The sequence below is a fragment of the Bacteroides sp. 3_1_13 genome, assembly GCF_001185845.1.
In the GTDB taxonomy this organism is placed as follows: Bacteria; Bacteroidota; Bacteroidia; order Bacteroidales; family Bacteroidaceae; genus Bacteroides; species Bacteroides xylanisolvens.
In genome coordinates this window covers 810589-829904 of sequence record NZ_KQ236956.1, presented here as the reverse complement: position 1 = coordinate 829904, position 19316 = coordinate 810589, and the positions used below count along the sequence as shown (strand labels likewise).

15 protein-coding genes are annotated in these 19316 nt (G+C 44.9%); 8 read left to right on the top strand and 7 right to left on the bottom strand.

The genetic code is table 11. From position 1 onward, the window contains the following. Positions 1 to 16: 16 nt before the first annotated feature. Positions 17 to 640: a chloramphenicol acetyltransferase gene (locus tag HMPREF9009_RS15850; RefSeq protein ID WP_049702678.1), complete on the bottom strand. Its 624-nt coding sequence runs from the start codon at positions 638 to 640 to the stop codon at positions 17 to 19. 167 nt (positions 641 to 807) lie between these two features. Next, positions 808 to 2325 (bottom strand): DUF4301 family protein, encoded by a 1518-nt coding sequence (locus HMPREF9009_RS15845; protein WP_015531024.1) that lies wholly within the window; start codon positions 2323 to 2325, stop codon positions 808 to 810. A 106-nt stretch (positions 2326 to 2431) separates the two neighbouring features. Here HMPREF9009_RS15845 and HMPREF9009_RS15840 point away from each other — a divergent pair, with 106 nt between their 5' ends. Beyond that, entirely contained in the window at positions 2432 to 4648 is a 2217-nt protein-coding gene (locus HMPREF9009_RS15840; protein ID WP_004316962.1) for a RelA/SpoT family protein, read from the top strand. 103 nt (positions 4649 to 4751) lie between these two features. Here HMPREF9009_RS15840 and HMPREF9009_RS15835 read toward each other — a convergent pair whose 3' ends face one another. The 3 genes from HMPREF9009_RS15835 to HMPREF9009_RS15825 form a co-directional block, all read right to left on the bottom strand. Further along, complete coding sequence (locus HMPREF9009_RS15835) at positions 4752 to 5909, bottom strand: MFS transporter (RefSeq protein WP_004316963.1); 1158 nt, start codon at positions 5907 to 5909, stop codon at positions 4752 to 4754. A gap of 8 nt (positions 5910 to 5917) precedes the next feature. Next, positions 5918 to 6739 carry a 3-methyl-2-oxobutanoate hydroxymethyltransferase gene (gene panB, locus HMPREF9009_RS15830; protein WP_004316964.1) on the bottom strand — a complete coding sequence of 274 codons (822 nt, stop codon included), beginning with the start codon at positions 6737 to 6739 and terminating at the stop codon, positions 5918 to 5920. A gap of 260 nt (positions 6740 to 6999) precedes the next feature. Then, entirely contained in the window at positions 7000 to 7647 is a 648-nt protein-coding gene (locus HMPREF9009_RS15825; protein ID WP_008639975.1) for an HAD family hydrolase, read from the bottom strand. A gap of 150 nt (positions 7648 to 7797) precedes the next feature. Here HMPREF9009_RS15825 and HMPREF9009_RS15820 point away from each other — a divergent pair, with 150 nt between their 5' ends. Then, positions 7798 to 9159, top strand: coding sequence for an MATE family efflux transporter (locus HMPREF9009_RS15820; RefSeq protein WP_049702677.1), 1362 nt, complete (start codon positions 7798 to 7800; stop codon positions 9157 to 9159). Positions 9160 to 9198: 39 nt separating this feature from the next. Here the strand turns inward: HMPREF9009_RS15820 and HMPREF9009_RS15815 are convergent, their stop codons facing one another. After that, positions 9199 to 11517, bottom strand: a complete 2319-nt coding sequence (locus tag HMPREF9009_RS15815) for an ABC transporter permease (RefSeq protein ID WP_008022630.1) — start codon at positions 11515 to 11517, stop codon at positions 9199 to 9201. A 14-nt stretch (positions 11518 to 11531) separates the two neighbouring features. Then, positions 11532 to 12206, bottom strand: coding sequence for an ABC transporter ATP-binding protein (locus HMPREF9009_RS15810; RefSeq protein WP_004316968.1), 675 nt, complete (start codon positions 12204 to 12206; stop codon positions 11532 to 11534). Between the two features lie 302 nt (positions 12207 to 12508). Between HMPREF9009_RS15810 and HMPREF9009_RS15805 the strand changes: the two genes are divergently transcribed. The 6 genes from HMPREF9009_RS15805 to hcp all read left to right on the top strand — a co-directional run bounded on the left by HMPREF9009_RS15805 (position 12509) and on the right by hcp (position 19282). Further along, a complete protein-coding gene (locus HMPREF9009_RS15805) occupies positions 12509 to 13312 on the top strand; it encodes a metallophosphoesterase family protein (protein WP_008022631.1) in 804 nt (267 codons plus the stop codon). Then, positions 13293 to 14096 (top strand): hypothetical protein, encoded by an 804-nt coding sequence (locus HMPREF9009_RS15800; protein ID WP_008017978.1) that lies wholly within the window; start codon positions 13293 to 13295, stop codon positions 14094 to 14096. The genes HMPREF9009_RS15805 and HMPREF9009_RS15800 overlap by 20 nt, the downstream gene beginning before the upstream one ends. A gap of 75 nt (positions 14097 to 14171) precedes the next feature. Further along, positions 14172 to 15512: a sigma-54-dependent transcriptional regulator gene (locus tag HMPREF9009_RS15795; RefSeq protein ID WP_049702676.1), complete on the top strand. Its 1341-nt coding sequence runs from the start codon at positions 14172 to 14174 to the stop codon at positions 15510 to 15512. Further along, positions 15509 to 16822 (top strand): sensor histidine kinase, encoded by a 1314-nt coding sequence (locus HMPREF9009_RS15790; RefSeq protein ID WP_049702675.1) that lies wholly within the window; start codon positions 15509 to 15511, stop codon positions 16820 to 16822. Before HMPREF9009_RS15795 ends, HMPREF9009_RS15790 begins: the two co-directional genes overlap by 4 nt. A 10-nt stretch (positions 16823 to 16832) precedes the next feature. Then, the gene (locus HMPREF9009_RS15785) at positions 16833 to 17501 is read left to right on the top strand and encodes a Crp/Fnr family transcriptional regulator (RefSeq protein WP_008022634.1); all 669 of its coding nucleotides are present in this window, start codon (positions 16833 to 16835) and stop codon (positions 17499 to 17501) included. 149 nt (positions 17502 to 17650) lie between these two features. Next, on the top strand, positions 17651 to 19282 hold the full coding sequence (hcp, locus tag HMPREF9009_RS15780; protein ID WP_004316974.1) for a hydroxylamine reductase: 1632 nt from the start codon (positions 17651 to 17653) through the stop codon (positions 19280 to 19282). Positions 19283 to 19316: the final 34 nt, after the last annotated feature.

Sequence of the window (19316 nt, the reverse complement as noted above, 5' to 3'; positions counted from 1 at the left end):
TTTTTCAGAACGAAGTTTATAAATGGAGCTTCTCGATAAACTGCGCTACATGATAGCCATCCATCAATCCATGATGGCAAGTGACGGAAACGGGCATCATCAGCCTTTCTCCTTCGCGGAAGTATTTACCGGTGGAGATTTTGGGAACGCTGTCGCCCGAACGCATATTGGTGGGATGCTTCATATCGGTGAAAGAGAGCCACGGCACGGCCGAATAATGAATGGCGTTGGGATGAAACGTACCTCCTTTGTTGAGTCCCGTAGTGGCTTGCAGGCGTTCCATCTCGGCTTTTGCCCGACGGATAAAGACGAGTTCGTCCGGATCGTATTCAAAAGCGGCAAAAGAAAAGGTGTGGTCGGCACGCCCCACAGTGGCTTCGGGCAGAAGACTGTCATAACACACCACTCGATCGCCTTCGATGCGGTAGCGGAACTCTTCCACGGCAGCCGCAGCAGTCACGATGCGGTGAAGGACGAGCAGGGAAAAGGAAACGCCTTTGTCTTTGGCTTCCTGATACGCGCGCGTACAATCTACATTGACCGTCACTCCAAAAAAAGGATCGTCAAAAGCACTGAAATGTTCGTAATGTTCTCTTCTGTTCCAAGTAGCAATATCGATGATCTTCTCTATCTGATTCATTCTAAACACTCTTTTTTAAGTTTCACCACAGAGGGCACAGAGGACACAGAGATTTTATAGAGTTTTTATAGAACTTTTTCACCGGATTAATGCAATTGATTCCATTGCTTCCGGTCTTACCTTACCGAAAAAACTCTGTGTCCTTTGTGTCCTCTGTGGTGAATAAATTACTGATGTTGCTCACGCAACAAGTCATTCACTGTCTTCACCGGGTTAAAGGTAGAAAGAGGAACTTCTACAAAGACGGTATTCCAGTCGCTCATCGCACCATTCCACAAGCCGGGAAGTTCGAGGGCTTTCAGGTCTTTACCGTTCTTCGATTTGTAGGAGATGAAGCCGGTGGCTTTATCTACATATTTCACCAGGTCGAATTTATGTCCTTTATAATCACGCACAGCGCATACGAGGTCTACCGGATTGAAGTGCGTACCCTTCTCGAACATTTCTTTCTTCTCCGGATCGTCCATGTCGATCTGCGAGCTTTCGAGAATTTGCAGGGAGATAGTTCCGTCGCTGTTGTAAGCAAGGAACGGACCGCCGCCGGGTTCGCCTACGTTCTTCACCATTCCGCAGACACGCATCGGGCGGTTGAACTTGTTTTTGAGGTAAATGGCCAGTACGGAGTCTTCGAGGTCTTTCGTTTCCGGGTTCTTGCAGAAGAGTTTCTTTTGCAGGAATTGAAGCATTTCCATCATCTGGTCGTGCGTATACTTGCCGCTGTCGAGCAGCGTGAGGTATTCGAATACTTGTTTTTGCAGGGTCACGAGCACTCCGGCAATCAGTTTCTTATACGTAACGGTGTCGGCTTTCAAACGGTCGGGCACTACGTTGTCGATGTTCTTGATGAAGATGATGTCTGCGTCCAAGTCGTTCAGGTTCTCAATCAGCGCGCCATGACCACCGGGACGGAACAGCAGTTTGCCGTTGTCGCGGAACGGTTGGTTGTCCATATCGGCAGCAATGGTGTCGGTACTTGGCTTCTGCTCGGAGAAGGTGATGTAATAGTCTACGCCGTAACGTTTGGCGAAGTCGTCCACTTTTTCCGTCACGAGCTTCTTGAAAAGTTCGCGGTGTTCGGTAGACACGGTGAAGTGTACGTTCACTTTGCCGCTCTTGCCGGCTGCATACAGAGCGCCTTCGGCAAGATGTTCCTCCATCGGAGTGCGGGAGCCTTCGGGATATTTATGGAATTTGAGCAGACCTTTCGGTAGTGCGCCATAGTTCAGTCCTGCAGTCTCCAGCAGGGCGGACACCACTGCTTTATAGTTGCCTTCTTCCATCAGTCCGGGAATGTCTTTTCCGGAGATTCGCTGACAGGCCACATTCAGATCGTCATAGAAAGCAAAATTCTTGATTCCGTCAAAGAAGGCCTGCTCGAACTTGGTAGTCGGCTGGTCATAATCGGCGGACAGAAACTCGAATAGATTCTTAAACATACGACTTGCAGCACCGGAGGCAGGCACGAACTTCACAACAGTCTTATCTGTGTTTGTATATGCATCCCAGGCGGCCAGATAAGCCTTCTGTTCTTCTGCGTCGGGAGCTAATATGCCCTTTTCGATGGAAGCTGCCGCATCCAGTTTTAAAAAGGGAAATCCCGTCTGGAAGCATGCTAATTGTTCTGCAATTTGCTCTTCCGTGATGCCTTTCTTGGCAAGCAACTCTTTGTCCTGTGTCGTTATCATAATATCTAATTTTATTAATTGATGCCCAAAAATACAAAATGTTATTTACTTCTTGCCGAATAACCGGAAAAAAAACTACTTTTACATCGAATTAACAAGATTGAATATGGACGACTTTTTTACATTGGAGGAAAAAAAGGAGCTTTTTTCACTCTATCGACATTTATTACAGTCTGCCGGAGACAGTATTTTCTGGAGAGATTGCCAAAAGTTAAAGAAACATCTTATCAAGGCGGCCCAATGTAACGGTCTGCAACGCAATAACTTCGGGATGAATCCCGTCATCAGAGATTTACAAACAGCAGTGATCGTTGCCGAGGAAATCGGTATGAAAGGTTCGTGCCTGATCGGGATCATGTTGCACGAAATCGTGAAAGGCCATGTATTGTCTATCGACGAGGTGAACGCCGAATATGGTGAAGACGTGGCAAGTATCATCAAGGGATTGGTGAAGACGAACGAGCTGTATGCCAAAAGCCCTGCCATCGAGTCGGAGAATTTCCGTAATCTGCTGCTGTCGTTTGCGGAGGATATGCGCGTAATCCTGATTATGATTGCCGACCGCGTGAACGTGATGCGCAAAATAAAGGATACAGGCAACGAGGAGGACCGGATCAAGGTAGCAAACGAAGCAGCATATCTGTATGCTCCGCTGGCTCACAAGCTGGGATTGTATAAGCTGAAATCGGAACTGGAGGATTTGTCTCTCAAATATACGCAGAAAGAGACATATTATTTCATCAAGGATAAGCTGAACGAAACAAAGGCTTCCCGCGACAAGTATATCGCCGCTTTTATCGAACCGATCCAAAAGAAGGTGGCGGAAGCGGGACTGAAGTTCGACATCAAGGGACGCACGAAGTCGATTCATTCGATATGGAACAAGATTCAGAAGCAAAAGACTCCTTTTGAGGGGATTTATGACTTGTTCGCCATCCGTATCATACTGGATTCGGAACCGGACCCGGCGAAGGAGAAGCAGGAGTGCTGGCAGGTGTATTCGATTGTGACGGATATGTACCAGCCGAACCCGAAGCGTCTGCGCGACTGGCTTTCAATACCGAAGAGTAATGGTTACGAGTCGTTGCACATCACCGTGATGGGCCCGGAAGGGAAATGGGTGGAAGTGCAGATACGTACCCGACGGATGGACGAGATCGCGGAACGCGGACTGGCTGCGCACTGGAGATATAAAGGTATCAAAGGAGAAACGGGCTTGGACGAGTGGTTGACTTCCGTGCGGGAGGCGTTGGAAAACGCGGACAACGACTCGATGAAGGTGATGGATCAGTTTAAGATGGATCTCTACGAGGATGAAGTGTTTGTCTTTACGCCCAAAGGGGATTTGTTCAAGCTGGCTAAAGGGGCTACGGTGCTTGATTTTGCTTTCCATATACATAGTAAGTTGGGATGCAAGTGTATCGGCGCGAAAGTGAACGGCAAGAATGTGCAGTTGAAGCAGAAGTTGAACAGCGGCGACCAGGTGGAGATCATGACTTCAAACACCCAGACTCCGAAACAGGACTGGCTGAACATCGTGACGACTTCCAAAGCACGCACCAAGATACGCCAGGCGCTCAAAGAGATGGTGGCACGCCAACATGCGTTTGCCAAAGAGACGCTGGAACGAAAATTCAAGAACCGCAAACTGGAGTATGATGAAGCGACCATGATGCGCCTCATCAAGCGTTTGGGATTCAAGAACGTGACGGAGTTTTATCAACGGATTGCCGATGGCGGACTGGATGTGAACGAGATTCTGGATAAATACATTGAGCAGCAAAAACGGGACAGCGATACGCACGATGAAATTGTTTATCGGAGTGCCGAAGGGTATAATTTGCAAACCGCGCAGGAGGAAACGACATCTAAAGAGGATGTACTGGTGATTGACCAGAATCTGAAAGGACTGGAGTTTAAACTGGCTAAATGTTGTAACCCGATTTATGGCGATGATGTGTTCGGGTTCGTAACGGTGAGCGGCGGTATCAAGATACACCGGTCGGATTGTCCGAACGCGAACCAGATGCGCGAACGTTTCGGCTACCGGATTGTGAAGGCTCGCTGGGCGGGCAAGTCGGAAGGTACGCAATATCCGATCACGCTGCGCGTTGTAGGACATGATGATATTGGTATCGTAACAAATATTACTTCGATCATCTCGAAAGAGAATGGTATCACGCTACGTTCTATCGGTATTGATTCGAACGATGGGTTATTCTCTGGCACACTGACGGTAATGGTGGGTGATACGGGGCGTTTGGAGGCTCTTATCAAGAAATTACGGACGGTGAAGGGAGTAAAACAGGTGAGCAGGAATTAAAGTTAAGACAGAAGAACAAAAGAACATATTTTTGGATACGTATGATGAAAATCAAAAAACAATCATCACTCCTGAAATATGTTCTTTTGTTCTTCTGTCTATTTTATCTTACCTTCTTCTTTATATAATAAGGATAAGTGACCAATACGAAGAACAGCAAAGCGATAGAAGCTACCATCTGTCCGGTATGGAGCATCTTGTCTGTATCCAATTCCATGTAGCACGCAGTAGCGATACCCAGGGAGATACCAACTTCGCTTGCCAACAAATGGGTAGTGTTGGCTGTTCCGCGTTGGCAATGATGGGATAGTTTCACAAATATCATCAGGAATTCCGGCATGGTTAAACCTAAACCCAATCCCAAGAGTACGGAAGAGATGCCTATCGAAAGGTCTGTGTTCAATAAGGACATGGCTACCATTTCCAACCCGATTCCTATAATGACCAAGCGCAGTGTCTTCTCTTTAAAAAAGAACAGGCGCGCGATGAACAGGGAGATAATGTATCCGAGGGTTGTGCCGACAAAGAACGGTACGGGGATTCCCACGTTTCCGAGTACGAAATCGTTTAAGAAAGGGTGTACCATTGGAATCAGTAAGCCCGGAACAAATGTTATCAGAATCAGGTTGATAGCGGGAACCCATCCACGAAGCAATAAGAAGCGGTCGAAGGAATAGAGTTTAGTGACAATCGGCGCACGGAAAGGTACATATACCCCCGATAGCATGAGAATTCCTACAGCTCCGGTTATGACAGATACAGTGAGCAGGTTTTGGAATGAGTGGCTTTGATAGAGCCACACTCCGAGGATAATCCCCAAAAGCATTCCCAGACGTGCCGTCCACGAGAAGCTGACATTTCCCGCGCTCCGCAGTGTGGAGTTGGTGATGTCGATAGCCAAGGTGATACCGGCAGTAGTGCCTATGCCAAAGGCCAGTCCTTGCACGGTACTCAACAGGATTAGTTCTGTGAAGTTCGTCACAAAGGCGTACCCAATCGTCGCCACTACCATCAGGGCAGCGGCAAACATACATACGTATTTACGTTTGTAGGCATCTACCAGGTAGGCATGGAAAGGACCGATAAGGAACATCCCCAAGGTGAAAAAAAGAAAGATTACTCCTGTCTGTGCGGCCGGCACTCCGAGACGGTCGGCCATCTCTACGGAAAGTACCGGAAATAACACATACAAGGATATAAACAACAGCAAATTAGCTACACATATCCGCATAAAATGAACTGTCCACAATTTAACTGCCATATACTATCTTAATATTGTTCCTTCTCGTTGGGGAAGTAGCAATTCTTCACGTCGGAAACGTAACGGCTGATGGCGTCGGTCATCACTGTGTACAAGTCAGCATAACGACGTAAGAAACGCGGACGGAATCCGTTGTTCATGCCAAGCATGTCCTGAATAACCAATACCTGACCGTCTACGTGGCCGCCGGCACCGATTCCGATGATAGGAATAGTGAGTTCGGAAGCTACACGCTCTGCAAGGGTAGCGGGGATTTTTTCGAGTACAATGGCAAAACAGCCTGCTTCTTCCAATAAATGGGCGTCGCGAATCAGTTTGTCGGCTTCGGCTTCGTCTTTGGCACGTACGGTATAGGTTCCGTATTTGTTAATGGATTGAGGCATGAGTCCCAAATGTCCCATCACAGGGATACCGGCGCATACGATACGTTTCACCGTGTCGATGATTTCTTCACCGCCTTCGAGCTTCAATGCGTCAGCGTGACTTTCTTTCATGATGCGGATAGCGGAAGCAAGGCCCTCCATCTCATTGCCCTGGTAAGATCCGAAAGGCATATCAACTACCACCATCGCCCGCTTTACACCACGTACTACGGATTTGGCATGATAAATCATTTGGTCGAGCGTGATAGGTAATGTAGTCACGTTACCTGCCATTACGTTAGAAGCGGAGTCGCCTACCAGGATTACGTCCATTCCCGCACCGTCTACAATCTGTGCCATTGTGTAATCATACGCAGTCAGCATAGATATTTTTTCGCCTCTCTGTTTCATTTCAACCAAGCGATGAGTAGTCACCTTTCTTGTGTCATCTGATATATAACCAGCCATGTCTTTTTAATTTATGATTTATGAATTATGATTTATGTCATTGATGTCTGCGCATTTGGACGCTTTCAAAAATTGCGGCAAAGTTATAACATTTAATTCATAACTGGGAAAGAAAAGCAAAAAATCCTTTCAAATGCTTCGCTTGGATAGTTGGAAGGCATTTGAAAGGATGGGTGGGTCTCACTATTTTTATTTATCTCGGTTGTTTTTCTTATTTCATTTATTAATATAAGTGAGGTAACTATTTAAAAATAATGCCGTTATTTATGGAAAGAGATCATTTTTTCGTATGTCATGCCGGTGAAGTCGTCTATTATATAATGGGCTTTTCCGGTGATGGCTTCGCGTGAGTTGGTGGTGGCAAGTCCGATCACGGTTGCCCCGGAAGTCATGCCGGCTTGTAGGCCGTGGAAAGAATCCTCAAAGACGTAGGAGTTTTCGGGGGTGGCTTCAAAGATTTCCATTCCCAGCAGGAAACAGTCGGGAGCGGGTTTTGAACGGGCAAACATTTCTCCTGTCAGGATGCGGTCTACCATTCCTTTAAATTCGGGATGGGCATTGTAGACGTTGGCCATCTTCTCTTCGTTGGAGCTGGTGACTACGGCTATCTTTGCACCGTTCCGACGAAGATCGGTTATGAAAGCTTCTACTCCGGGGATGTATTCGTAGGACATCTTTTTCTCGTAAACATTGAGTTCAGCGCTTATTTCGAGCTGTGCTTCGGGTTTGTCCGCAAAATACTTTTCATAGATTTGTAATAGCGTCTGTCCCTTGATACGGCGTCCGAAATCTTCTTCATTCAGATATTTCCGTCCTTGCTCGTCCCAAAAAACAGTGTACTGCGTTTCTGTATCCATGATGACACCGTCAAAGTCGAAGAGTGCTGCAATTGTTTTCGTTGTATTCATATTAAACTGTCTTTTTACCTAAAACGTTAAACCTTGTGTATCTATCGCCGCAAAGTTCCGAATAATCATCGAATCAGGCAAATAATTCGTACCTTTGCAAAGCTAAAAAAAACGTAACATACGTTTTTATCCAACAAAATCTACTGGCGCATGAGCAAGAACGACCCGCACATTTTAGGCAAAGAACGTATCGGCAAATTGCTGTTACAATATTCCATTCCTGCGATTATCGGAATGACGATTACTTCTATCTATAACATCATTGATAGTATCTTCATCGGACATGGCGTAGGACCGATGGCTATTGCCGGACTGGCTATCAGCTTCCCGCTGATGAATCTTGTTGTCGCTTTCTGTACACTGGTTTCGGCTGGTGGGTCTACCCTCGCCTCTATCCGTTTGGGACAGAAGGATATGAAAGGAGCTACGGAAATTTTGTCACATACGCTGATGCTTTGTATCACAAATTCTCTTTTCTTCGGTATTCTGTCTTTTATCTTCCTGGATGATATACTGACTTTTTTCGGAGCCAGCGCCGACACCCTTCCATATGCACGCAGCTTTATGCAGGTGATTTTGCTGGGAACTCCCATCACTTACACAATGATCGGGCTGAACAACGTGATGCGCGCTACCGGATACCCCAAAAAGGCTATGCTTACTTCAATGGTAACGGTGGTGGCTAACATCATCCTCGCTCCTATCTTTATCTTCCACTTCGAATGGGGAATGAGGGGTGCGGCTACGGCAACGGTTATCTCGCAGTTGATTGGTATGGTGTGGGTGGTGAGCCACTTCACCAAGAAAGACAGTACGGTGCATTTTGAAGGGAATATCTGGAAAATGAAACCGAGGATTGTAGAAAGTATCTTCGCCATCGGTATGTCTCCATTCCTGATGAATGTGTGTGCGTGTGCCATCGTGATTATCATCAATAACAGTCTGCAAAACTATGGGGGCGATATGGCTATCGGCGCGTATGGCATCATCAATCGGTTGCTGACGCTTTATGTAATGATTGTTTTGGGGCTGACTATGGGAATGCAGCCAATCGTGGGCTACAACTTCGGCGCACAAAAGATAGACCGGGTGAAACAAACGCTGCGACTGGGGATTATCTCCGGGGTAGTGATTACGAGCAGCGGGTTCGTGATTTGTGAGTTTTTCCCTCATGCCGTATCGGCTCTCTTCACCGATAGCGATGAGTTGATTGATTTGGCGGTAGGCGGTATCCGGCTGACTGTGTTGATGTTCCCGTTTGTAGGGGCACAAATTGTAATCGGTAACTTTTTCCAAAGTATCGGCAAGGCAAAAGTCAGTATTTTCCTTTCGCTGACGCGTCAGTTGCTTTATCTTTTGCCTTGCTTATTACTGTTCCCTAACTGGTGGGGATTGGAAGGTATCTGGATCAGTATGCCGGTATCGGATGCGCTGGCGTTTATTACGGCCGTTATCAGTCTGATGATTTATATCAAGAAGGTTTCCAAACAGCATCCGGTAGTAGCAGAATAAGGCGGTGTCTACCCTATTCTGCCATTTATTCTATTCGGCTTATTCTGCTTTAATGCTATTGACCGGATTCTCGTTCGCGATATGCCATGCTTTCAGAACAACACAGATTACAATCAGTAATTGGACGAACAAGGCCGTAGCAGCAAAAAGCAATGGATTCAAATCAATCTGCTCGGCAAATTGGTCGAGCCATGCCTGTCCTGCAAAATAAGAAACGGTAGTGCCTACTAGGATAGAAATCACTGAAACGTATAAAATGTCACGTGTCAGTAATCCGAGGATATGAGATGCTTCGGCTCCATTCACTTTCCGGATAGCTATCTCTTTACTCCGGCGCTGGGTTTCATCGTTCACATAGCCAATCAATCCCATGATAACGATCAGCAGGATAAAGGCGGAAGTGATCCAGACGGAATTGCGGAAGCGGTATACGTCTTTATAGATGTCCTTCACCATATAATCCACCAGAATAAAACGCAAGGATATATTCGGATAGGTGTTTTCTACAAACTCATTCAGACGTTTCAGATTCTCGTTATATGGTTCTTTCAAGCGGACATCAAATGCGTGGTTGGCATTTTCATCTCCAATCAGGACAATAGGAGATTGCGACACGTAAAAACTTTTATTGCGAATATCACGGAATACACCTACAATTGTTCCTTGAATGTCATTCAAAGTTTTACCTACTGCTCCGTCAGTCCATTTCATCAGACGCACCAGTTCTTCGTTTACCAATAAGTCGTTCTGCTTTTTCAGCGTAGTGCCTTCTATAATCTTAATACCCATAACTTCAGGATAGTTGTAATGACAGGAGTTAAAATTAAGGGTAGCAATCCGCTTACCGTCATTTCCCATCAGTCCGCGTGTCCAGTACTCGCCCAACACCCCATTCACGGCAACGGTCACTCCTTCTACCATCGGTTGGCGGTTCAAATCGTCTTTGATATGCTCCACCGATTCTTTAGGCAACCATGTCTGCGCTTGAGCTAATCCGGGCACGACGATACCCATATCACGGCTCATCAGATGACTGTACTGCAACAGAGTGACCAGCAACAAGCCCAAAACGAAAGAAACTCCTGTAAACTGCACAAACAACAACGAACGCTTCCACCCTTTCTTCCCATCTGTATACCGGCGGAATACCTGCGTGACAGGGATACGGGAGAATAATCGTCCCGGTATGCCACCTGCCAGTATGAAGAGAACAAGGATAGTGAGCAACGGTACCCACAACGTTTCCCAAGTGAAAAGTGAGGAAAGACGGACGGAAAGTAAATCTTCAATCAAATCACGCGCATTGATTATCAGTAAGAAACTAAGCAATACGGAAAGAATGACAAGGATTCCTGTCTCTGCCATAAACATTCTGAAAATATGGGTGGAACTGGCTCCATTGCACTTATGTACTCCCACTCCTTTTGCACGACGGCTTAAAGTAGCAATGGATATCAGCATATAGTTCATGATAGCCACAAAGAAGATAGCAAAACCCAAAAATCCGTAAATGACCAAACGCTTTTGTACATCGGGAGAAGCCAGATGACGTTTCACCAATGGAAGGACGCTAAATTCAATTTTCCAGCCATCATACTCTAAATCTGTATATTTCCCGATCACCCGCTGAATGTCAGCATTCACTTTGTCAATGTCCGAAGCATGGCGCAAACGAAGGAAAGCGTAAAAGACATCATTTCCTCTCCAGCCGGCTCCTGCATGATACCCTCCATTCTGATGAACAGATATCACGAAATCATGGGTGAGCATCGTATTTTCCGGTACATCTTTGTAGATCCCACGTATGGTCAGTGTGTTTTGTTTTTCAACAGAAAGCACTTTACCAACAGGGCTTTCATCTCCAAACGTCTCACGGGCAAAATGCTCCGAAACAAAAACGCTTCCGGGCATAATCATATCCTTGGGATTGCCTTCCAACACCGGTATGCCGAAAGTCTGAAAAAAACAAGTATCCGCAAAGATGTAATCTGCATCGGGCAACAGTTTATCTTCATAATAAATATTGGCACTTCCCATCGAAAGGACACTACTGGCTACTTCTATTTCTTTCGGCATCTCTTCTGCCAAAGTAGGTGCCACCACATCGAAAACAGTATAGTCGTAACTGGTCTCTCCATCATCACCTGCGGTTTCGCCTGTACTAAGATTAGTCATCTGACAACGTACAAGTGCCAGGCGTTCCGCCTCCGGATAGCATTTCTCATAGCTTAGTTCGAAAGCTATCTGCGAGAAAAGCAGAACACCGATAGTAAGCCCTAAGGAAAGGGAAATGATTCGTATGATATTCGATCCGCGTTCACGCAATAAGGTACGTATAGTATAATAGATTTGTCTCATGGTTGGTTCTCTGTTTATGCCTTTACACTTGCTACAATACTTCCATCGAATAAATGTACGGTACGATGTGCAAAACTGGCATCGTGCTGTGAGTGGGTCACCATGATAATGGTTGTCCCCTCTCTATTCAGTTCCGTCAACAGATTCATCACTTCCGCTCCGTTTTTTGAGTCAAGGTTACCCGTAGGCTCATCGGCAAGGATGAGTTGAGGATTGGTAACAACCGCGCGGGCTATCGCCACCCGTTGTTGCTGTCCGCCGGAAAGCTGTTGAGGAAAATGTTTAGCACGGTGGTTGATATTCATTCTTTTTAGAATGTCTTCCACCATTCGGCGGCGTTCGGAAGATTTAAGACCTAAATAAGTGAGCGGAAGTTCCACATTCTCATAGACGTTCAATTCGTCTATCAGATTAAAGCTCTGGAATACAAAGCCCAGTTTACCTTTACGGACACGGGTACGCTCCTTTTCTTTCAGGCCGGCTACTTCTTCTCCCATCAGCAGATAAGAGCCTTCAGTGGGGTTATCTAATAGGCCGAGGATGTTTAATAAGGTGGATTTCCCACAACCAGACGGTCCCATGATAGCAACAAATTCTCCTTCTTTTACTTCAAGGTTTACATGATTTAATGCGACCGTCTCCACTTCGGTAGTACGGAATACTTTACTAATATTTTCAATCTGTATCATCTTGTTTATTTATGATGTTGTTCTACATAGATTTATTTCCAGTTTTACTATTGACGTTTTTAGTCATGCAGAAAGTATGCCAAACAAGAATAGCTATTCATTTTCAATCATTTATCTTTTCCTAGTTTCCCAAGCATTGTCTAATAATTAGACAGGACCGTCTAATTATTAGACAAATCGGATACTGTTCCATATCTCCCATTTATTGTTCAAAGAGTCCTATTTGCCTGTTAGCCGATTGTCCATCCAAATAGAAAACTTTATCTTTGTATTTAGTTTTCTAGACTATAAACAAAATAATTATGATGAGAAAGAGTGTATATGTATTCTTATCGTGCTTTTTACTTTCCGGATGCGGCATGATAGATTACCATCCATACGACGTCCGTATCAGCGGCGAAACAGAGGTCAACGCACATAATATCGAAAGAATAGAGGCAAACTGCCAAGGTAAAACGACCATACGCTTTGTGACTATGGGCGACTCACAACGATGGTACGATGAAACGGAAGATTTCGTGAAAGAGATTAATAAACGGAATGATATCGACTTCGTTATTCACGGAGGGGATATGAGTGACTTCGGACTAACCAAAGAGTTTCTCTGGCAAAGGGATATCATGAACGGACTTAACGTGCCTTATGTAGTCCTTATCGGCAACCATGATTGTTTGGGGACGGGAGCAGAAACATACAAGGCGGTATTCGGTCCCACCAACTTTTCTTTCATCGCAGGTAATGTGAAATTTGTCTGCCTGAACACCAATGCATTGGAGTATGACTACTCTGAACCGGTGCCAAACTTCACCTTTATGGAACAAGAGTTAACGAACAGACAGGATGAATTCAAAAAAACGGTCATTAGTATGCACGCACGCCCCTACACAGATGTATTCAATGATAATGTGGCAAAAGTATTCCAACATTATGTCAAACAATACCCGGGAATACAGTTTTGTACAGCTGCCCACACACATCACTTTCAGGATGACGTGATTTTTGATGATGGAATACATTATGTTACCAGTGATTGCATGGATCTCCGTACTTATCTGGTATTTACAATAACCCCGGAAAAATATGAATATGAACTGGTTAAATACTAACTATATCTTGCGCGCAGGAGTATTATCCGTACTTCTGTTACTTCCCGGTCTGATTTCAGCTACTTGTAAAGCAGATACAATCATCAACTCGTACAAGGATGATTCACTCCGTTTCATTATCAAAGATGATTCAATTATCACTTTTCGCACAGGAGATTCTATATTTACGATCATCAGAGCGGACTCTGTATTGCCGGTTACACCGAAGCAGGTGAAACACAGTCGTTACGATAACCGGATTCACCGTTTCCGCAGTCACTGGGAACGGATTATCCCGACGCACTCCAAAATACAGTATGCCGGAAACATGGGATTACTTTCTTTCGGTACGGGATGGGATTACGGGAAACATAATCAGTGGGAAACGGATATATTGCTCGGATTTATACCGAAATATTCGTCAAAGAAGGCCAAAGTAACCATGACGCTCAAGCAGAACTATATGCCCTGGAGCATTAATATCGGAAAGGGCTTCTCTACGGAACCTCTTACCTGCGGGCTTTATGTGAATACCGTGTTTGGCGACCAGTTTTGGGTGAATGAGCCGGAACGTTATCCGAAAGGTTACTATGGTTTCTCCAGCAAAGTACGTTTTCATGTTTTCATGGGACAACGGTTGACATACGATATTGATCCTCAACGTAGATTTTTAGCCAAGTCGGTGACTTTTTTCTATGAAATAAGTACGTGCGACCTGTATGTTATCAGTGCAGTAAACAATAGCTATCTCCGTCCCCGTGATTATCTTAGTTTATCATTCGGATTGAAGTTCCAGTGGTTATAAAAGAATTTATGATTTATGAATTATGAATTATAACTTACTTTTTCGTAAGTTTGCGCATTGCAAACTTGAACGAAAATGAGTAAATCAGGAACAATCATCATTGTAGACGATAATAAAGGAGTATTGACAGCCTTACAAATCCTTTTGAAAAATTATTTTTCCAAGGTTGTCACACTCTCCTCTCCTGTCACCCTGTCCAGTGTCATAAGGGAAGAAGCCCCGGAAGTAATTCTGCTGGATATGAATTTCACATCAGGCATCAACACCGGCAATGAGGGTTTATTCTGGTTGCATGAAATAAAGAAAGTACGTCCAGAACTTCCGGTCGTACTTTTTACGGCTTATGCCGACATCGAACTGGCTATCCGGGGGATTAAAGAAGGAGCAACCGACTTTATCGTCAAGCCTTGGGATAACCAAAAACTAGTGGAAACCCTGCAAACCGCAGCAGCTTCTACGCACAACGACAAGAAAACGGGCAGCAAAGAAGAAACCACCCACTCACCTATGTACTGGGGAGAAAGCAAAGTGATGCAACAACTCCGCACATTAATTGAAAAGGTAGCCATCACCGACGCCAATATCCTGATAACAGGCGAAAACGGAACGGGGAAAGAAATGCTGGCACGGGAGATTCATCTCCTTTCCAACCGCAAATACAAAGAAATGATTGCAGTGGATATGGGGACTATCACAGAGTCTTTATTTGAAAGTGAGCTTTTCGGACACGTTAAAGGTTCTTTCACCGACGCACACACCGACCGGACCGGCAAATTTGAGGCTGCCGATAATAGTACGCTGTTTCTCGATGAAATAGGCAACCTGCCTTACCACCTGCAAGCAAAGCTACTGACCGTCCTCCAACGACGAAGCATTGTGAGAGTGGGAAGCAACACGCCGATTCCCATTCATATCCGACTGATATGCGCAACCAACCGGAATCTGCAAGAGATGGTAGTGAAAGGTGAATTCCGGGAAGATTTGCTCTATCGCATCAATACCATTCATGTAGAGATTCCTCCTTTGCGGGAACGGAAAGAAGATATTATTCCATTGGCCGAAAGGTTCATGGTACGCTTTTGCAAACAATATGACAAGACATTGATGAAGTTCACTCCCGACGCTAAAGATAAATTGAAAGCACACCTTTGGTATGGTAATATCCGTGAACTGGAACACGTGATTGAAAAGGCCGTTATCATCAATGACAGTCCGCTCGTTCCTGCCGAATTATTCCAATTATCCATTCCACGGACGGAGAGTCAGGAGAAAAGTATTTCTACGCTGGAAGAGATGGAAATGCAGATGATACGGAAAGCGCTCGACACTTGTGCAGGAAACTTATCGGCAGTAGCCGCCCAACTGGGAATAACCAGGCAGACTCTTTATAACAAGATGAAAAAGTTCGGATTATGACAGTGCAGCTTCAACAAGTAGGTGTTCAATATTGGTTCAGAGTCTTGCTGACGGCACTTTTCTGTATATCGTCCGTGTGGTTCGGTATACATCAATCATACGGTTGGTTAGGGGGCAGTCTTTGTCTATTGGTTCTTAGCATACTTTGGCAAATCCGCCTTTATCGCCTCCACACCAAACAGGTGCTTTTTATGATTGATGCGCTCGAGAATAATGATAATACATTTCATTTTACCGAAGAAAACGGTACTCCCGAGAGCAAAGAAATAAACCGGGCGCTCAACCGCGTGGGACATATCTTATATAGCGTGAAAGCTGAAACAGCCCAGCAAGAGAAATACTACGAACTGATTCTCGACTTTGTCAGTACAGGATTAGTAGTGCTCAATGACAATGGAGCCGTTTATCAGAAGAACAAAGAAGCACTCCGTATTTTAGGGCTGAATGTGTTTACACATATCCGCCAGTTAAGTCAAGTGGATGCGCAGCTTATGGAGAAAATAGAGAACTGTCGCCCGGGGGACAAACTACAAGTCATATTTCACAATGAACGGGGAACGATTAACTTATCCATCCGTGTGTCGGAAATCAATGTACGCAAAGAGCATCTGCGCATCCTTGCCCTGAATGATATCAATACCGAACTGGATGAAAAAGAAATAGATTCATGGATCCGGCTGACACGGGTACTGACACATGAGATCATGAACTCTGTGACTCCCATCACTTCCCTTTGCGATACGCTTCTTTCAATATCAGCGGATAAAGACGAAGAGATGAATCACGGATTACAAACAATCAGTACGACGGGAAAAGGGTTGCTTGCCTTTGTAGAATCATACCGGCAATTCACACGCATACCGACACCGGAACCCTCCTTGTTCTATGTGAAAGCATTCATAGAAAGAATGGTTGAACTTGCCTGTCATCAGCATCCATGTGAGCATATCCGTTTCCACACAGAGATTACTCCTGCGGACTTAATCGTATATGCAGATGAGAATCTTATTTCACAGGTAGTTATCAATCTTTTAAAGAACGCAATTCAAGCAATCGGCAATCAGCCGGATGGGAGAATTGAGTTGAAGGCGTCCTGCAATGACATGGAAGAAATATGGATTGAGATAAAAAACAATGGTCCCGAAATCCCAGCGGAAATAGCAGAACATATCTTCATTCCTTTCTTTACGACCAAAGAAGGCGGTAGCGGAATCGGACTTAGTATCTCCCGCCAAATCATGCGCCTTTCAGGAGGAAGCCTTACGTTACTACGAGAGAAAGAGACAACGTTTATTTTAAAATTCAAATAACGATTGATATATGATACCTACACTAGTCAATAATCCGCTATTCCGTGGAATCACTCCGGAAAGACTTCTTGCCGATCTGGAAGAGATCAGTTTTCATACACGTTCTTATAAGAAAGGAGAAATCCTGGCGCGACAGGGAGATGTGTGCAACCGTCTTGTCATCCTGACCAAAGGAAGTGTGCGTGGGGAAATGATTGACTATTCGGGACGTCTTATCAAGGTGGAAGATATAACTGCTCCCAAAGCGATTGCCCCCCTGTTCCTGTTTGGTGAGCAGAACCGCTATCCGGTGGAGGTAACTGCCAATGAACCGACAGAGGTGATCGAGCTTCCTAAACCAAGTGTTTTGAGTTTGTTCCGCAAGAACGAGCAGTTTTTGGAAAACTATATGAATCTCTCCGCCAATTATGCACGGACTTTATCAGATAAACTTTTCTTCATGTCATTCAAGACCATTCGTCAGAAACTTGCCTCCTACCTGCTCCGCCTGTACAAACAGCAACAACAGACACATATCACCCTCGACCGTTCGCAACAGGAGTTGAGTGATTACTTCGGAGTGTCCCGCCCTTCCCTCGCCCGCGAACTGGCACACATGCAGGAAGACGGACTATTGATAGCGGATCGTAAACATATCACTATCTTACAGAAAGAAGAACTGGTCCGGCTCATCCAATAATGCTCCGATTTAAAAATCATTTATCTAATTGTGAGTATTTGAGATAAAATATTCATTGTTGTAACATTGGTTACAGAATCACCTGAAACCTTTCCTCTACTTTTGCGTTTAATAAATAAACTGTTGGACTAATTAAAAACGTAAAAGTTATGAGTATGTTCTGTTATCAATGTCAAGAAACCGCAATGGGTACGGGGTGTACCTTAAAAGGTGTATGCGGTAAAACTTCCGAAGTGGCTAACCTGCAAGACCTGCTGCTTTTTGTAGTACGTGGAATTGCTGTCTACAACGAACATCTGCGTAAAGAGGGACAGTCTTCCGAACAAGCAGACAAATTTATCTATGATGCTTTGTTCATCACCATCACTAACGCCAATTTTGATAAAGTAGCGATCACCGAAAAAATCAAAGAAGGACTGAAACTGAAAAAGGAACTTGCCGGTAAGGTAAAGATCGAAAATGCTCCTGACGAATGTCTTTGGGATGGAAACGAAGAGGAATTTGAAGAAAAATCAAAAACGGTCGGTGTGCTTCGCACGCCTAACGAGGATATACGCTCACTAAAAGAACTCGTACACTATGGCCTGAAAGGAATGGCTGCCTACGTAGAGCATGCGCATAACCTGGGTTATCAGTCACCGGAGATATTTGCTTTCATGCAGCACGCATTGTCCGAATTGACCCGCAATGATATTACTGTGGAAGAATTGGTTCAATTAACGCTGGAAACAGGAAAACATGGAGTATCGGCAATGGCACAGCTGGACAAGGCAAATACGAGCAGTTACGGTAATCCGGAAATCTCACAAGTGAATCTTGGTGTCCGTAATCATCCGGGTATATTGATAAGCGGACATGATTTAAAAGACCTCGAAGAGTTGCTGGAGCAAACGGAAGGTACAGGGGTAGATGTATATACGCACAGTGAAATGCTGCCTGCGCACTATTATCCTCAACTAAAGAAGTATAAGCATCTGGCAGGAAACTACGGAAATGCCTGGTGGAAACAAAAAGAGGAATTTGAAAGTTTCAACGGTCCGATCCTGTTTACAAGTAACTGTATTGTTCCGCCACGTGCGAATGCCAGCTACAAAGACCGCATTTACATCACAGGAGCCTGCGGTCTGGAAGGCGCGCATTATATCCCCGAACGCAAAGATGGAAAACCGAAAGATTTTTCTGCCCTGATTGCTCATGCTAAACAATGCCAACCACCCGTAGCCATCGAAAACGGAACACTCATCGGTGGATTCGCTCATGCACAGGTGACGGCTTTAGCAGATAAAGTGGTGGATGCCGTGAAAAGTGGAGCCATCCGTAAGTTCTTTGTAATGGCAGGATGCGACGGACGTATGAAGAGCCGTGAATATTATACGGAATTTGCTCAAAAGTTACCTGGTGATACAGTGATTCTTACGGCAGGTTGCGCCAAGTACAGATACAATAAATTAGCTTTAGGTGATATCAACGGTATTCCAAGAGTATTGGATGCGGGACAATGTAACGACAGTTACTCACTGGCTGTAATCGCTCTAAAACTGAAAGAAATCTTCGGGTTAGACGATGTGAATCAGTTACCTATCGTATACAACATTGCATGGTACGAACAAAAGGCGGTCATTGTTTTATTGGCATTGCTGGCTTTAGGAGTGAAACATATTCATTTAGGACCTACTCTTCCCGCTTTCCTTTCACCGAATGTAAAGAACGTATTGATCGAGCAATTTGGGATCGGAGGTATCAGTACAGTGGATGAAGATATTGTGAAGTTTCTATCATAAATGATAAGGGAACAGAAGGGTATTTTACAGGCAA

Bases quoted from the DNA above. Each gene is read 5' to 3' on its own strand.
- HMPREF9009_RS15850 (WP_049702678.1), bottom strand. From the start codon at position 640: ATGAATCAGATAGAGAAGATCATCGATATTGCTACTTGGAACAGAAGA.
- HMPREF9009_RS15845 (WP_015531024.1), bottom strand. From the start codon at position 2,325: ATGATAACGACACAGGACAAAGAGTTGCTTGCCAAGAAAGGCATCACG.
- HMPREF9009_RS15840 (WP_004316962.1), top strand. From the start codon at position 2,432: ATGGACGACTTTTTTACATTGGAGGAAAAAAAGGAGCTTTTTTCACTC.
- HMPREF9009_RS15835 (WP_004316963.1), bottom strand. From the start codon at position 5,909: ATGGCAGTTAAATTGTGGACAGTTCATTTTATGCGGATATGTGTAGCT.
- panB (WP_004316964.1), bottom strand. From the start codon at position 6,739: ATGGCTGGTTATATATCAGATGACACAAGAAAGGTGACTACTCATCGC.
- HMPREF9009_RS15825 (WP_008639975.1), bottom strand. From the start codon at position 7,647: ATGAATACAACGAAAACAATTGCAGCACTCTTCGACTTTGACGGTGTC.
- HMPREF9009_RS15820 (WP_049702677.1), top strand. From the start codon at position 7,798: ATGAGCAAGAACGACCCGCACATTTTAGGCAAAGAACGTATCGGCAAA.
- HMPREF9009_RS15815 (WP_008022630.1), bottom strand. From the start codon at position 11,517: ATGAGACAAATCTATTATACTATACGTACCTTATTGCGTGAACGCGGA.
- HMPREF9009_RS15810 (WP_004316968.1), bottom strand. From the start codon at position 12,206: ATGATACAGATTGAAAATATTAGTAAAGTATTCCGTACTACCGAAGTG.
- HMPREF9009_RS15805 (WP_008022631.1), top strand. From the start codon at position 12,509: ATGATGAGAAAGAGTGTATATGTATTCTTATCGTGCTTTTTACTTTCC.
- HMPREF9009_RS15800 (WP_008017978.1), top strand. From the start codon at position 13,293: ATGAACTGGTTAAATACTAACTATATCTTGCGCGCAGGAGTATTATCC.
- HMPREF9009_RS15795 (WP_049702676.1), top strand. From the start codon at position 14,172: ATGAGTAAATCAGGAACAATCATCATTGTAGACGATAATAAAGGAGTA.
- HMPREF9009_RS15790 (WP_049702675.1), top strand. From the start codon at position 15,509: ATGACAGTGCAGCTTCAACAAGTAGGTGTTCAATATTGGTTCAGAGTC.
- HMPREF9009_RS15785 (WP_008022634.1), top strand. From the start codon at position 16,833: ATGATACCTACACTAGTCAATAATCCGCTATTCCGTGGAATCACTCCG.
- hcp (WP_004316974.1), top strand. From the start codon at position 17,651: ATGAGTATGTTCTGTTATCAATGTCAAGAAACCGCAATGGGTACGGGG.